This is a genomic window from Yersinia antarctica (assembly GCF_056636475.1).
In genome coordinates this window covers 3,982,178-3,996,612 of record NZ_JBSJQF010000001.1, presented here as the reverse complement: position 1 = coordinate 3,996,612, position 14,435 = coordinate 3,982,178, and the positions used below count along the sequence as shown (strand labels likewise).

Here is a 14,435-nt window from a genome sequence, read left to right as displayed (position 1 = left end):
TACGGTATGGCGACTATCACGTTTCTGCCCGACAGGCTCAATGCCGAGCCTATCGTGTTCAAAGGCTTTACCACGCCAGAGCTGTTTATGACAGCGGGGTTAAGCGTACTGGGCGGCCTGGTGGTCGCCATACCCTTTATCCCGCTTCTTGGTTGGCTGGCTTTCCCTACCGTCAGTTTACTGATGCCGCTGTTTACGGTGTTCTTCGGCGGCAAGCTGATGGCCCGCTTCAAACGAGGTAAACCCGAGAACTACCTTTACCGGTGCGTTGAGCTGTGGCTCAGCCGTCAACGCCTGGGCAACCCTCACTTGATACACCGTAGCCAGACATGGGCATTGCGCCGTTCAACACCGGTTGTCCGTCAGCTTCAGGAGGAATTTGATGAGTAAGTACAGAAGTGCGGTCAATGCGCGTGATCGCCATATTTCAACCCTGCGGGGTTCTTGCGGTGTTCTGCTGGTCCTGCTGATGGTTGCGCTCACCGGCTGGATGCTGTCACCGCGTAATTTGACCGTCCATAATCCCCCCGATTTGCGTTCCGGTTCGACCCGTGCCTGGTGGGAGGTTCACCCGTCCACGGTCTACAGTTTTGCGTTTTACATCTTCCAACAGTTGAACAGTTGGCCCAAAGACGGCAATACCGACTATGAGTATCGTATCAGCACGCTTTCTGCCTACCTGACGCCGACTTGTGAAGAGTGGTTGAACAAGGATGCGAAACAGCGCAAATCTGCCGGGGAGTTGCGTGAGCGCGTCAGGGGGATCTCAGAAGTCCCTGGGCGCGGTTACAAGGACGACAGTGTCACGGTGGTGAGCCGTGATAGCTGGATTGTACGCCTGGATCTGGTGGCCGATGAGTATTACCACACCGAACCGGTGAAACGCGCCCTGGTGCGTTACCCGCTGAAGATTGTGCGCTGGGATCAGAACCCGGAAGCCAATCCCTTCGGTCTGGCACTCGATTGCTACGCCGATATTCCCCAACGCCTGGAAGCGGCTCCGGTCGCGCCGGTTGAGAAGAAAGGACTGTTTTGATGCGTATAAAACATCGTCATTATCTGCCGCTGTACCTGGCGTTGTTGGGTGTGGCAGGCACGTTGAGTGTTCCTCTGCCGGTCGAGGCGGTAGAGCTGATGAAGTGGGAGCGTATCCCGCTGCAGGTGCCGCTGACCGTGGGGCAAGAACGTATTGTGTTTGTAAACAAGAACGTCCGGGTGGGTTTCCCTCCCGAGTTGAACGGCAAACTGCGGGTGCAGAGCACCGGCGGGGCCGTTTATCTTCAAGCGGGCAGCGCCTTTGCCACGACGCGGCTGCAACTGCAGGACGTGGAGAATGGCGAACTTATCCTGCTGGATATCACTGCCCTGGAGGGTAAGCAGATACGTGAACCGGTGAGTCTGGTCTATCAGGGCGACGTCTCCAGTGCGACCGGCAGCGATAACACCTCGGTCAGCGCAGAGGAGACGACGACCATCAAAGGCAAGGGCCAGACCTCCGCCAAAGACACTGCCCCACGTATCACCACACCGCTGCCGATTGCCCTGACGCGTTATGCGGCGCAAAGCCTCTATGCCCCGCTGCGTACGATTGAAGCGTTGCCGGGGGTACACGCTATTTCGCACGGTCTGGCATCGACCATCACGTCACTGTTGCCCTCCGAGCCGGTCACGGTGCGCCCACTGGCGGCCTGGGGTGTTCAGGGGTACAACGTGGTCGCCCTGAAGCTGACCAATCAGCGGTCGGGGAAAGTGGTTCTTGATCCACGTCGTTTGCAAGGCACCTTCCATTCGGCCACCTTCCAGCATCGCTGGCTGGGGGCTGCCGGAACACCGGAAGATACCACGCTGTTGTATCTGGTGATGCAGGGACGCCCGGACGCGGCGTTTTTGCCGGAGCCCGTGGTTCCAGCAGTGAAGGGCAAGACACGCCCCTCATCAGGAGGACAAACCCATGCAAATTAAATCCAATACCCTGCTGAAAGTTCTGGTACCGGTGGTGTTGTTTATTGCGATTGCCATCGGTGTCAAATCCTGTGGCTCAGGCACCACACCGGCCTCATCGAGCGCCAAGCCGAATACGGTGGCTGATCTGACCGACGAGGAGTTACAGATACTGGGCATCGAGGGGGATACGCCGGAAGACACCTTGCGTACCCTGGTGGCGCGTCTGAAAGTGATACAAGACAAGCAGAACAGTCTGGAACAGCGGAATGTCACGCTGTCGGAAGAGAATGCCACCCTCAAAGAAGGCGGGTCGAATGTTGATAGCCGCATTCGTGATGCGGTCAATGTGGCGAAGCAGGAAGAGTCACAGGCCCGGCAGAAACTTCAGGCGGAGCAGCAGCGTCTGGCGACGCTGATTGACAGTCTGAAGGGGATGGGCGGTACGTCAGGCCAGACACCGCTTGCCGGTTCATCGGGTTCATCCGCGTCAGGGCAGGGGCAATCGGGTGATTTGCCGATTGGTCTGGGTCTGGAAGGCAGTGAGGGCACAGTGAGTGCAGGGACGGTCAGCGGCGGCGTGATGTGGATCGAACCGCAGGATGCGGTTCAACTCGACCGTAATGGCAAGCCGGTGATGGGGGCCGCTGCTGTAGGTACGGCAGCGGGCACGGGCAGTTTCCAATTCCCGTCTTCCTTTGCCAGCCTGGATGATAACGAAATTTCCCGTGTAGTGGTCAACTAAAATTGGCCACGGTAGTAGACTGTTCATAGAACAGCCGTTCGGATTCATTGGGCGTTAAGCCTCCGTTGTACCAGTGCGGGCGAAGTTCGCTGTAGTAACCCGTTATATATCGGGTGATTGCATTTCTGCCCTCCCCGAAGCTCTGGTAACCTGTCGTCGGTACCCATTCGGATTTCAGACTTCTGAAAAATCGCTCCATTGGCGCGTTGTCCCAACAGTTCCCACGCCGGCTTAGGCTCTGTTTTATCCGGTAACGCCACAGCAACTGACGGTATTTTTTACTGGTGTAATGACTGCCCTGATCGCTGTGGAACATCACTCCGCCTGGGCGTCCCCTGAGTTCCCATGCCATCTGTAACGCTTTACCCGTTAGCGCTGAGTCAGGTGAAAACGACATCGCCCAGCCTATGGGCTTGCGGGCAAACAGATCCAACACCACAGCCAGATAAGCCCAGCGCTTACCTGTCCAGATATAGGTCACATCGCCACACCAAACCTCATTCGGTTGGGTTACTGCAAACTGCCGCTCCAATAGATTCGATATATCAACATGCTCCTGCCCACCCCGTTTATATTTGTGTGTGGGACGCTGGCAACTTGTCATGTTCAGCTCTGCCATCAATTTTCCGGCAAGCCAACGCCCCAGTTTTACGCCCTTATTCGTCACCATTATGGCGATATTTCGGGCACCGGCTGACCCGCCGCTAGCATGCCAGACTTCGTTAACCAGGCTGCGTTTAATGGTGCGCTCGACATCTGGGACGCGTTCTCTGTTATGCCAGTACCGATAGCTGCTACGCTGAACATCAAAAGCCTTACACAGTGCTTTTACCGAATAAAGCGCTCTCAATTTATCGACTATCGCGAACTGTTCAACGAGTCCGACATCAAGAGAGCGGTGGCCTTTTTTAGAATTTCGTTCTCCATTTCAAGACGTTGAATCCTTTTCTTCATTTCCCGAAGTTCTATTTGTTCAGGCGTCAGTGGAAGCCCAACGGGGGTTTTACCCTGACGTTCCAATCTGAGCTTACCCACCCATCGGCTAAGGGCGGAAAGACTGACATTCATGGCTTTAGCGGCCTCCGAATGAGAGTATTTCTGGTCAACAACCAGCTTTGCCGCTTCGAGTTTGAATTCAGCCGTGAAATATTTGGTCATGGATCACCTGTAAAGTTATTGAGGCAAGAATAACACCTCTGGTCAGGTGGCCAAATTCACTATGCCACTACACCGTCAGAAAGCCGAACTGGACCGGGCGGCGAAAAATCAGCAGGCCATCGAGGAAGCGACACCGGTGTATACGTTGCCGGAGAACTCGACGCTGATTGGCAGTCGTGGCATGACAGCATTGCTGGGCCGGGTGCCGATTGATGGCAAAGTGACTGATCCGTACCCGTTCAAGGTGCTTATCGGCAAGGAGAACCTGACCGCCAACGGTATCGAACTGCCTGATGTGGAAGGGGCGATTGTCTCCGGCACCGCCACCGGTGATTGGGTGTTGTCCTGTGTCCGTGGGGAAGTGCATTCCATTACTTTTGTGTTTACCGATGGCACCGTGCGTACTGTGCCGTCGCCAGCAAAATCCAGTGATGGCAGCAACGGCAAGTCAAATGTCGGCAGCATCGGCTGGTTGTCGGATGAGAACGGCATTCCCTGCCTGTCCGGGGAGCGCAAGTCCAACGCCTCCACCTACCTGCCCACCCTGTTTGCGCTTTCCGGGGCCGGTGCAGCGGCGGATGCGATGGCGAACAGCCAGACCACCACGTCGGTGGATGGCACCACGGTGACCAGTACCTTGACCGGCAGTGCCGGACAGGTGGCGCTGGGCAAGGCCTTGTCAGGTGGAACGAACGAGCTGGCTGATTGGGTGAAAGCGCGTTACGGCCAGATGTTTGACGCCGTGTATGTGCCACCGGGTGCCCAGGTGGCGGTGCATATCACCCGCCAAATCCCGATTGATTTTGAAACACAGGGCCGGAAGGTTCGGTACGATTTTGATATCCGCCAGCAGCATGGGCTGGATTAAGGAGATTGTGATGAAACAGCGAGTGTTACCTTTATTGTGCCTGGCGGTTCTGTTGACTGGCTGCTCGACGTCAAAGGATGAAATGCTGCCACCGGGGGACTCGACCATGCTGGAGTTGTGGCAAAACAAAGGTTCGTCGGCACGGACAGCGACCGAAGCCCGCAGCACATTACGCCGGGGATTGACCTATGACGATAGCGCTGTACGTCAGGCTATCGAGGAGAGCTATACCCGGACGGCGGAAAACGAGATCCAGCAGGTGTTCCCGCGCCTGCCGAACCCTGACATGGTGATTTATATCTACCCGCATATGGCTGGGAATGCCCCTGCGCCAGTGCCGGGCTACAGCTCGGTATTCCCGTTTTTTAGCCAGGTGCAGTATGCGCTGCCCGGTGAACGTACGGAGGCTTTGTGATGTTCTCATTGTTTAGCAAGAAAAAAATCAGCAAATCTGCGCCGGGCTTACCCGATAACCATGAGGGTACTGACACTGCCCTATTAGAACGTGAACCGCAGGTGAAAACCGGCAAGCTGACGGTGGCCGAGGAAAAGGCACTTTACCCGAACAACCCGACGTTTGTGGATTACCTGCCGTGGGCCGAGTACCTGCCGCGCAGCCAGTGCCTGTTGCTCGATGACGGGGTGTCGGTCGGGGCGGTGTTTGAGATTGTGCCGGTGGGTACCGAAGGGCGGACGCCGGAGCGGCTGGAGGAGATCCGCGATGTGGTGGAAGATGCTCTGCAGGACAGTTTTGAGGAGCGGGATTCTCACCCGTGGGTTATCCAATTCTTTTGTCAGGATGAAACCGACGTCACCGAGTACCTGGATCACCTGCGCGGTTACGTGAAACCCTGGGCGCAGGGGACGGCATTTACCGAGGCCTATCTCACCGAAATGGAGCGGCATATGCGCGGCATTGCGGTGCCCAAGGGGTTGTTTATCGACAAGGCGATCACCGGCGCACCCTGGCGCGGCCAGCAACGCCGGACCCGGATGGTGGTCTACCGCTATGTCAATCCGGCACTGCGTGAGCCCCATGCGCCTGAAGAGGCGTTGAACCAGGTCTGTGAACGTCTCTCGTCAGCGCTGGCCGGTGCGGGTGTCGTGGCTGCCCGCCAGAACGGAGAGCAGATCCACGCCTGGTTGCTACGTTGGTTTAACCCCGAGCCTGATTGGATCGATAAAGAGACCTTGTATCGCACGGCGGCGCACCAGGATGATGAGTCGGGTGTGTTACCGGTGGAAAATGATTTCAGTGAGACAGTGCTGTTTTCGCCGCCGCGTTCGGATGTGGAGCGCGGCATTTGGTGGTTTGACGACCAGGCGCATAAGGCGGTCACGGTTGACCGGCTGCGTCGTGCCCCGACCGTGGGGCACCTGACGGGCGAAACACGCAAAGGGGAAAATATCAATGCGTTGATGGATTTGCTGCCGGAGGGAACGGTGGTCTCACTGACCCTGGTGGTACAGCCCCAGGACGTGCTGGAAGAGCGCTTTAATCACCTGGCAAAGAATGCCATCGGCGAGAATACCGAGTCGGAGCGGGTGCGTGAAGACTCGGAGATCGCCAAGCGTTATCTGGGGGAAAAACACAAGCTGTACCGGGGCAGCATGACCTTCTACCTGAAAGCCCCGACCGTCAAGGTGCTGAATACCCGTCAGCGTGACCTGACGGCGGTCTTGTTGAACGCCGGGTTGCAGCCGGTGAAACCGGAGTTCGATGTTGCCCCGCTCAACGGCTATTTGCGGGCCTTGCCGATGTGTTTTAACCCGATGCACGATAAAAAACACTGGTACACGCGTCTGACGTTTGTCCAACATATGGCGAACCTGCTGCCGGTGTTTGGTCGGGATACCGGTACCGGGCATCCGGGCTTTACCTTCTTCAATCGAGGCGGTGCACCGCTGACCTTTGATCCACTCAACAGTCAGGACCGCGCCAAGAATGCCCACCTGGTGGTGTTTGGTCCCACCGGCTCGGGGAAGTCGGCCACTTTGAACAGCCTGTTTGCGCAATTGATGGCTATCCACCGTCCCCGGTTGTTTATTGCCGAAGCCGGTAACTCCTTCGGCCTGTTTGCTGATTATTGTGAAGAGCTGGATCTGACGGTGAACAAGGTCAGCATCAAGCCCGGTTGCGGCATTTCCCTGGCTCCGTTTGCCGATGCGCACCGTCTGATCGAGATGCCTGCCGTTATGGTGAGTGAGGAAGAACTGAGTGAACGCATCGAGACTGAAGACAGTGATGAGGAGGATGACGATGAGGAGCGTGACATTCTGGGTGAACTAGAGATTGTGGCACGACTGATGATCACCGGTGGGGAAGCCAAGGAAGAGGCCAAACTGGAGCGGGCTGATCGGGGCATGATGCGTGAGGCCATCCTGGTGGCCGCGCGAGCAGCCTATAACGCGGGGCGACAGATGGTCACCGGCGATCTGCAGGCGGCGTTATACCAGTTTGCCGCTGAGGAAGCTCGTCCTGAAGTACGCCGTAATCGTGCGCAGAACATGGGGGAGTCGTTGGGCGTATTTATGCAGGGGTTCCTGGGCGAGCTGTTTAACCGCCCCGGAGAGAACTGGCCTGAGGCTGATGTGACACTGATTGACCTGGGGACGCTGGCGCGGGAAGGGTATGAGGCGGCGTTGGCAGTGGCTTACACTTCGCTGGTGAACACCATCAATAACATTGCCGAGCGTGACCAGTTCCTGGACAGGGAAATCGTGTTTGCGACCGATGAGGCACACATGATAACGACCAACCCGCTGCTGGCACCGTTTGTGGTCAAGATCGTAAAGATGTGGCGTAAGTTGGGAGCCTGGTTGTGGCTGGCAACGCAGAACCTGGAGGATTTTCCGAATACGTCGAAGAAGATGCTCAATATGATCGAATGGTGGCTGTGCCTGGTGATGCCGCCGGAAGAAGTGGAAGAGATCGCTCGCTTCAAGAAATTGACGACGGAGCAAAAAGCCATGTTGCTGTCGGCAACCAAAACCCCCCGTTGTTATACCGAAGGGGTGGTACTGGCGAGCCGCATCGAGGCGCTGTTCCGGGCGGTACCACCGAGTCTGTATCTGGCTCTGGGGATGACCGAGAAGGAGGAGAAGGCAGCACGGCGGGCGATAATGCAGGCGCAGGGCGTGACGGAACTGGCGGCAGCGAAAGAGATTGCTCGCCAACTGGATGTGGCTCGCGGTATCGCTAAGGCGGCGGCATGATGCAGTTGAAGAAGGCCATGTTGGAGATTGTGGCCGGTGAGGGTGGTGAAGGTGGCGTGTTGTTTGAGGCTCCACCACAGGGCAACCCGCGTATCAGTGAGGTCCATGCCGGGCAGTTGGCAGAGTTGTGTGAGCAGATCCGGGGGCGCACCCCGTCTGTGGTCTCGATCACCTGTTCGCCGCACCGGGTGGGGCATCACAGTTGCGTCGCGGTAAAAGTGGTCGGAGCCAGTGCCTGTGTCAATCTGTTGTTGACGATCACCGGCACATTACGTTGGCCGAGCGAACAGGATTATGCCCATGCTCCGCGCTGGTATATCAACCTGCCGGATGCGATCGATGCAGTGTATCTGGTGACGCAGTTGGCGGAACGTTTACGCGTCTCGGAGCCCAAGGTTAAAAAATAGCTTCTCGGTAATATAGGCTGCATTTTTGTGTAGCCTACACATTGCACCACGCGGTCTTTAGCTATATTCATCTATATTCGTTCTGAAAATTTTGGAAGCCAAATTTCGCACGCTTAAAGTGTTGTATTTTATGGGATTGATAAACCTGGTTCGCTGACTCCTTTCCGACTGACTCAAGAATACCACTAACGAAAATTTATGATGCCAATTAGTGTTTTATGTTTAATTCTTTTAATATAGTTCACTAGCTAAATATATGAGCATGCATAAATTCTAACTTGCTCTACAAAAGTTCTTTATCTGTGTTTTCGATGAAAATTAAAAGTATTAACTTCATGACCAATGTCATTGTTTTAAAATTATTTATTATTTTAAGTAAATGGTTTATAATTAATTGATAATTATAAGGTTAGGGGGTGTTGAGTGAAGTATTCTGAGTATTTATCCTCTGCGAAGAGGCATAATCATACCTGTAAGGTACTGAAGGAGAAATTGGAGCAATTCGAAGGGGGTGATCATGAGACATCAGAATATCAATATATTACCTTGAGCCTGTATTACATTTCTGGATATATTGTTGAGTGTTCACTAAAGTATAAAATACTTGAATGTTTTGGTCATGATCAGTTTACAGATGTAACGAAAAGTAGTTGTTCCAATTTTGAATTTAATTTCAATAAAGATTTCAAAATCCATAATTTAACAAAGCTTCATGAGTTGTTAGATACTAAGATAAGTGATGTTTTTCCTTTATGTAATGAGGATGATATAAACGAACTTTTATCTGGGTGGAAGCCTGACATTCGATATGAAGATGTACAATGTAACCATCGGGATGTCATTTCTTTCTACAACTATACTCGCCTGTTTCTGACGAAAATATAAGAGGTAATGAATGTTAAAGTCAATTGATTTAATAAGCAGACTTGAAGATGCTCTAAAAAACAAAGTCGAAGAACTGTGCATTTGTGATTATTTCATTGAATTAAGAATTAATAATAAAGTTGATGTCTATATAGTGAGCGACAAAGTTAATGATATTGACGGATTAGAAATATTCAGTTTAACCAAAAAGGAACTAGATAACCCTAACATTAGAATAAAATTTATTGATGAAAGTACTTCAAGAGATGAAGATTATAGACATCTATTTAACAGAGATAAGGTGTCTCTTGGTCTAAGACGGTCTTTGAATACACTTTTAAACACAAACGTTAATAAGGAAAACGAAAAAAATATTATCACTTTCTATAGTTATAAAGGTGGTGTAGGGCGCACTACTTCATTAGCATTAACTGCAACCTATTTATCCAGAAAAGGGAAGAATGTATTTGTAATGGATTGCGATTTTGAGGCGCCAGGTTTATTGAATTTCTTTAACAGCTCACAATCTGACAACTGCAAAAATGGTTTAATAGAATATCTGAATGATAAAAATTTTGATGCTGAAAGTCAAATTAGCGATTATGTCTATAACATCGAGAAAAGTTACTCCGGTAGCGGTGTTATTAACTTGATATCTGCAGGAAACATTTTATCACATCAGGATGATACTTTAAGCTATTTAGAGGGTTTGGCTAAAGTAGATTTTCAAGGTGATGCGATAGTATCAATCCTGTTAAAATTGGTAGATGAAATTAATGATAAATATAAACCTGATGTAATATTGGTGGACTCAAGAACAGGGTTTAATAATGTTTTTGGTGCATTAGTTAACATATCAAAACATATAGTTGTATTAGCTGGTGATGACATACAAAATCAACCAGGAATAGAATATGTGACAAGAGTATTGGATGTAAAAAATGTTAACGCCACGTTTGTTCTATCAGTTATAAGTACTAATTTCAGTCGAAGGTTAAATAATTTTAAGAGTTATATCCAAGGTTTATCTAATGCTGATACAGATTCGGATGTTTTTTATTTTGACCGGCAAAATTCACTTGAATATATTGGGACTCCCTTAGAAGACTCTTGTGATGTTGATGACTTTATTAATGGTGAGAACGGCTCTGCTCAATATCAAGGTTTCTTCAATCATATTAATAATATAGTATCTCATTTTCAAAATGGTGATATAGCAGAACAGTCCTGTGTTGATGTTGATGTTGATGTTGATGTTGATGTTGATGTTGATGTTGATGTTGATGTTGAAAGTTTAGATTGCAAAATACAAGATTCTGTTCTTGAAAATATAAGAACAAAATTGCCGGACCTATACGCGGAGAACATTAATTACACTAGCGAGTATATTAATAAACATTTCTACTACCGACCTTGCATGGAAGATCTTTTAATACCGGAAAAAAGTATTTTATTGGGTGACAAAGGAACAGGTAAAACTGCTTTTTATAAAGCATTGCAACTAAATGTTTTTTTTGAACAACTGGTAATAAAAGCACAAAAGCAGCACATGCATTATGAAGTGTTAAATGCCACTAATTTTGAGCAAGAGAATTTTGAATTTTTAGGGTTCGATGAATATATTAAAAATGAATTGTTTATAAAAAAATTCTGGATATTTTTCATCTGGAATGCTCTGTGTTCTAGACCTACGGTTAAAACACTGAACCCCCAAAGTTTAATAAAGTTAGACAAGCCTGATGCTCCTGGAAAGATAATATCCTTAATTAATAATGTAAGTGAATTTGAAAATATTGAATTAGAACTTAACTCGATAAATGATAGCTTAAAAAAAGATGATAAGCGTTTGATCATTACTTTTGATCAGCTAGATAATATTATTAAACCAATTCTATGGAACGATGTAGTTGCACCTCTAGTTAAAATGGTTATGAGATTTCCATATTCAAATATTCATCCAAAACTTTTCTTACGAAGAGATCTTTACGACAGACTAGGTAATTTAACAAACAAAAACTCTTTTAGCAGCAGAGTTATTGATTTGGAATGGTCACAAAATGAGATATTTTCATACTTCCTTAAAATTGTTTTCACTTACTCAAATGACAGTTTTTTTGAATTCTTGAAAAGTAAAAATATCAAGCCAATCTTATTGGAAAATGTTGAAAAAAAATTAAGAACTAAAGGGAAAGTGCATAACCAATTACCTTTGGATAAAGGATTGATTGAGCCAATTATTAATGAATTTTTTGGTTCGCCAAAATTAAATAGTAGAGGAAAATTAAGCACAGCTTATCAGGACCTCTATCGAAATATACAGAGTGCTGATGGAACAGTAAATCTAAGACCCTTTATTGATCTACTAACAAATGCCATAAAAGAGCAAGATGATAAAGATAAAGAGAAAGGCTTCCGTAAAGAGGCTATTATTGGTCTAGCTTACTGTACGAGTAAAACCGTCAGAAAAAGTGCTGTAGTGAAGTATTTGGAGGACTTATGGAATGAGCAAGGAAATGAGTTTGTGAAATGTTTTTGTATAGATTTCTCTAAAAATAAAATTGGTGAAGAATTTAAAAAAAGTAACTTTACAGAGGAATCATTCGAAAAATTGTTGCAACAGATAAAAAATAATAACATTGATGAGTACCCTGTTATTATTGGCAGCACATTAGGTGAGTTAAAGCAGATATTAGTTGCAACAAAGATAATAACTACATATATGGTGGGTAATAAAGCAAGGTATAGAATTGCTTATTTATACACTAACTACTTGGGTGTTTAGTTTTCATGAAAATAGTGACGTAATATCTTGGTGATGGGTGGGGTTGTCACGTTTCCCACCTAAATAAAATCTCAATAAAAATTAGAATATTATTTTATTAATCAACTATAATATGATTGGAGGTGTTATTATGGTTTTAATGCTTTATTGACCTAAAAATAACAACTATTAAAATAGGCCTGGTTTTTAATAGTTGCTACTAACGGTATTACTTGTTATGCAGTTTGATGCGGATATGTGTATGGTTATTTTACGGAACAATTCTTATAAAGATAAGAAAATTAGATCTTTACTCCACAATTGTTCAATAGTTGATGCGATATAACGCTGAAGGTAATCGTAAATTTAATGCTCGGAATCAGTTCAATAAAGGAAATTATTAATAATATACTTAATAAGTAGTGATCGAAAATGAATTGCATAATATGATTTACGCTCGCTTCTCACCCACATCGGCTTTGCGCCAGAAAAGCCGATGTGGGTGAGTCTGCCCTTCGCTGTCTATCAGATTCTTTCCAAGAAGTGTCGGTGGCGTATCGTTACTTTCTATCCCGTGAATAATCCCCTGTTTGTAAAAGCGGATATCTTCAAAATGCCCTTCATAGACTAAAACCACTTTGTGTCCTGGGTTTCCGTCAAAAGAAAAAATATTCTGTGAGACGCCGAGCAGGCTCATATCGGTGATCACTAAACTGATTTCTTCCTGAACCTCACACTTCGCTGCGGTTACTGAGGTTTCTCCGAACTTGATACCGCCACCAATCAATAGGCATGACGAAATGTTCATCTTTTACCGGGTCGTGTGCTTCGGCTAACAGCACTTTTCCTTAATGTTGGAAAAGACACACGGATCTTGCTCTGATTTTCTTCATAATAGACCTCATCTGTTTGAATGTTGGGGTGTTTTCTAAAAAATTACTCTGCCGGTGTGTTTTTTAACCTATATTAGCTGCTATTTTTCCCGCTAATTGTTTATCTGCGTTTCCCCGCCTGCCTCCTAATTTTTCCCAACGCAATTCGAGTTGTTTGCTGTTTTTGTCAGCAATGCGCGTCACCCTGCGGTTTTATCCCACAGGAGTGAGATGTGATGAAGAAACGCAACGCTGTGTTCCTGCTGGCTATCGGGTGCGCTGCCGTATCGGCACAGGCGGCAACCGTGGTGTACACCGACAGTCAGCATCCCCCGACTGGATTAGGCACCGGGCATCAGGTGGTTTACCTGGATGCGCCGGAGACGGTTCAACTTGAGATATTTGGCGAATTGTCGTCTGACCCTCGCCAGGCGGAGCAGCAGGCCAAGGCGGTGCTGCAGTCTCCAGACTGGCAGCAGAAAGAGCAACAGATTTCGCAAGCCTACCAAGGTGTTATCCAGGCCTATGGCCTTGGCCTGAAAAAATACCCTGCCGTGGTGTTTGATGACCGCTATGTGGTGTACGGTACCGCTGACGTTGCCCTGGCCGAAGCAAAACTGGCTGAGCATAAGGGGGCACAATGAACCTTATCCCCTTACGCCGCCACAAGCTGGCGACGGCGTTGTTGTTGTGCAGTGCGGTACAACCGTTTACCGCCAGCGCGATCAACTCGGTAGCGATCGTCGCCAGTGCCCTATCCCCGACGTGCCTGGAGTACCGGATTGCCGGAGTCTGTTACTGGCTGTTCTGTACAGCCTGGGGATGTACGGTACGAACGTCTGTCAAGGTGAAGCACTACATCCCCAATGCGGTGGTGTCCAGCTATGCCCAGACCGGGGATAACCCCTGGTCGGAAGTGGCGATGCTGGGGACGGGTATTCCGGGTGTGGCTGAAGGCGGTGGTAATAATGAGCAGAAGCGAGGGCTGCGCAAAGACAACCTGCGCTTCAAGAACGCCGATGCGATTGGTCACCCGGCATTAGCCGCCCCTTTATTTAACAATTTCATGGGGTCTATGGGCTACACCTGCGCCGGTTCGGCCACGGCATTTGTGCCGTACTTCCTCAGTACCCTGGATGCACAGGTCTGGCGTACCGGGCTCCCTGAAACCCTCTATCCCGAAGCCTTGACGCCGGGGATGCGTGAAGTGGGTTCAACAGGGGATATGTGGGGCAATGTGTATCCCCGTGGTGGGTTTGTCACCCAGGTGGATGACTACAAAGCGGCCGCCGTTGTCGCACAACGCACGGCAGACATCATCACGCGCACCGGTCAGGTGCACGTCTATAACCCGATGACCGCCAGTCGCAGTGACGGATATTGGCCGCCCGACCCGGTGACGGAGAATACCGGCACCAAAAACCACAAATGGCAGCAATTGGCTCCCTCGGTTTCCTCCTCCTGCGCCGTGTTCCCGGACAGCAGTAACCCCATCGCGGCAGATGGCGCTTATGCCTGGGCGCTCTGGCAACCTTATTCCTGCTGCCAACGGCGCGGACAAACGTTCCTCTACAGCACTGATTTTTAACTCAAGGGAGTGTAC

General features: G+C 49.2%; 11 protein-coding genes and 2 pseudogenes. 11 read left to right on the top strand and 2 right to left on the bottom strand.

What is annotated here, in order from left to right; all coding sequences use genetic code 11:
- Window positions 1-6 precede the first annotated feature (6 nt).
- The 4 genes and pseudogenes from ACWJJO_RS18580 to ACWJJO_RS18565 form a co-directional block, all read left to right on the top strand.
- Window positions 7-390, top strand: coding sequence for a TIGR03750 family conjugal transfer protein (locus tag ACWJJO_RS18580; protein WP_481091367.1), 384 nt, complete (start codon window positions 7-9; stop codon window positions 388-390).
- Window positions 383-1,036, top strand: a complete 654-nt coding sequence (locus ACWJJO_RS18575; RefSeq protein ID WP_481091366.1) for a PFL_4703 family integrating conjugative element protein — start codon at window positions 383-385, stop codon at window positions 1,034-1,036. Before ACWJJO_RS18580 ends, ACWJJO_RS18575 begins: the two co-directional genes overlap by 8 nt.
- Entirely contained in the window at window positions 1,036-1,962 is a 927-nt protein-coding gene (locus ACWJJO_RS18570; protein ID WP_481091365.1) for a TIGR03749 family integrating conjugative element protein, read from the top strand. Before ACWJJO_RS18575 ends, ACWJJO_RS18570 begins: the two co-directional genes overlap by 1 nt.
- Window positions 1,952-2,287: pseudogene (locus tag ACWJJO_RS18565) on the top strand (TIGR03752 family integrating conjugative element protein); the annotation flags it as partial. The gene ACWJJO_RS18570 and the pseudogene ACWJJO_RS18565, both read left to right, overlap by 11 nt.
- A gap of 391 nt (window positions 2,288-2,678) precedes the next feature.
- Here the strand turns inward: ACWJJO_RS18565 and ACWJJO_RS18560 are convergent.
- A protein-coding gene (locus ACWJJO_RS18560) for an IS3 family transposase (RefSeq protein ID WP_481090614.1) occupies window positions 2,679-3,844 on the bottom strand; the annotation gives its coding sequence in 2 pieces (ribosomal slippage) (window positions 2,679-3,589 and window positions 3,589-3,844; 1,167 coding nt in all).
- A 28-nt stretch (window positions 3,845-3,872) separates the two neighbouring features.
- Between ACWJJO_RS18560 and ACWJJO_RS18555 the strand changes: the two are divergent.
- From ACWJJO_RS18555 to ACWJJO_RS18535, 5 genes and pseudogenes are all read left to right on the top strand, one after another.
- Window positions 3,873-4,712, top strand: a pseudogene (locus ACWJJO_RS18555) (TIGR03752 family integrating conjugative element protein); the annotation flags it as partial.
- A 10-nt stretch (window positions 4,713-4,722) separates the two neighbouring features.
- Window positions 4,723-5,127 (top strand): TIGR03751 family conjugal transfer lipoprotein, encoded by a 405-nt coding sequence (locus ACWJJO_RS18550; RefSeq protein WP_481091364.1) that lies wholly within the window; start codon window positions 4,723-4,725, stop codon window positions 5,125-5,127.
- On the top strand, window positions 5,127-7,928 hold the full coding sequence (locus tag ACWJJO_RS18545) for a conjugative transfer ATPase (RefSeq protein ID WP_481091363.1): 2,802 nt from the start codon (window positions 5,127-5,129) through the stop codon (window positions 7,926-7,928). The genes ACWJJO_RS18550 and ACWJJO_RS18545 overlap by 1 nt, the downstream gene beginning before the upstream one ends.
- Window positions 7,925-8,335, top strand: a complete 411-nt coding sequence (locus ACWJJO_RS18540) for a hypothetical protein (protein WP_481091362.1) — start codon at window positions 7,925-7,927, stop codon at window positions 8,333-8,335. The genes ACWJJO_RS18545 and ACWJJO_RS18540 overlap by 4 nt, the downstream gene beginning before the upstream one ends.
- An 895-nt stretch (window positions 8,336-9,230) precedes the next feature.
- On the top strand, window positions 9,231-11,981 hold the full coding sequence (locus ACWJJO_RS18535) for a KGGVGR-motif variant AAA ATPase (RefSeq protein ID WP_481091361.1): 2,751 nt from the start codon (window positions 9,231-9,233) through the stop codon (window positions 11,979-11,981).
- Between the two features lie 430 nt (window positions 11,982-12,411).
- On the opposite strand, the gene ACWJJO_RS18530 is transcribed toward ACWJJO_RS18535, so the two are convergent.
- A complete protein-coding gene (locus tag ACWJJO_RS18530; RefSeq protein WP_481091360.1) occupies window positions 12,412-12,768 on the bottom strand; it encodes an NUDIX hydrolase in 357 nt (118 codons plus the stop codon).
- 300 nt (window positions 12,769-13,068) lie between these two features.
- Between ACWJJO_RS18530 and ACWJJO_RS18525 the strand changes: the two genes are divergently transcribed.
- Window positions 13,069-13,476 (top strand): TIGR03757 family integrating conjugative element protein, encoded by a 408-nt coding sequence (locus tag ACWJJO_RS18525; protein WP_481091359.1) that lies wholly within the window; start codon window positions 13,069-13,071, stop codon window positions 13,474-13,476.
- Entirely contained in the window at window positions 13,473-14,420 is a 948-nt protein-coding gene (locus tag ACWJJO_RS18520) for a TIGR03756 family integrating conjugative element protein (protein WP_481091358.1), read from the top strand. The genes ACWJJO_RS18525 and ACWJJO_RS18520 overlap by 4 nt, the downstream gene beginning before the upstream one ends.
- The last annotated feature ends 15 nt before the right edge of the window (window positions 14,421-14,435 follow it).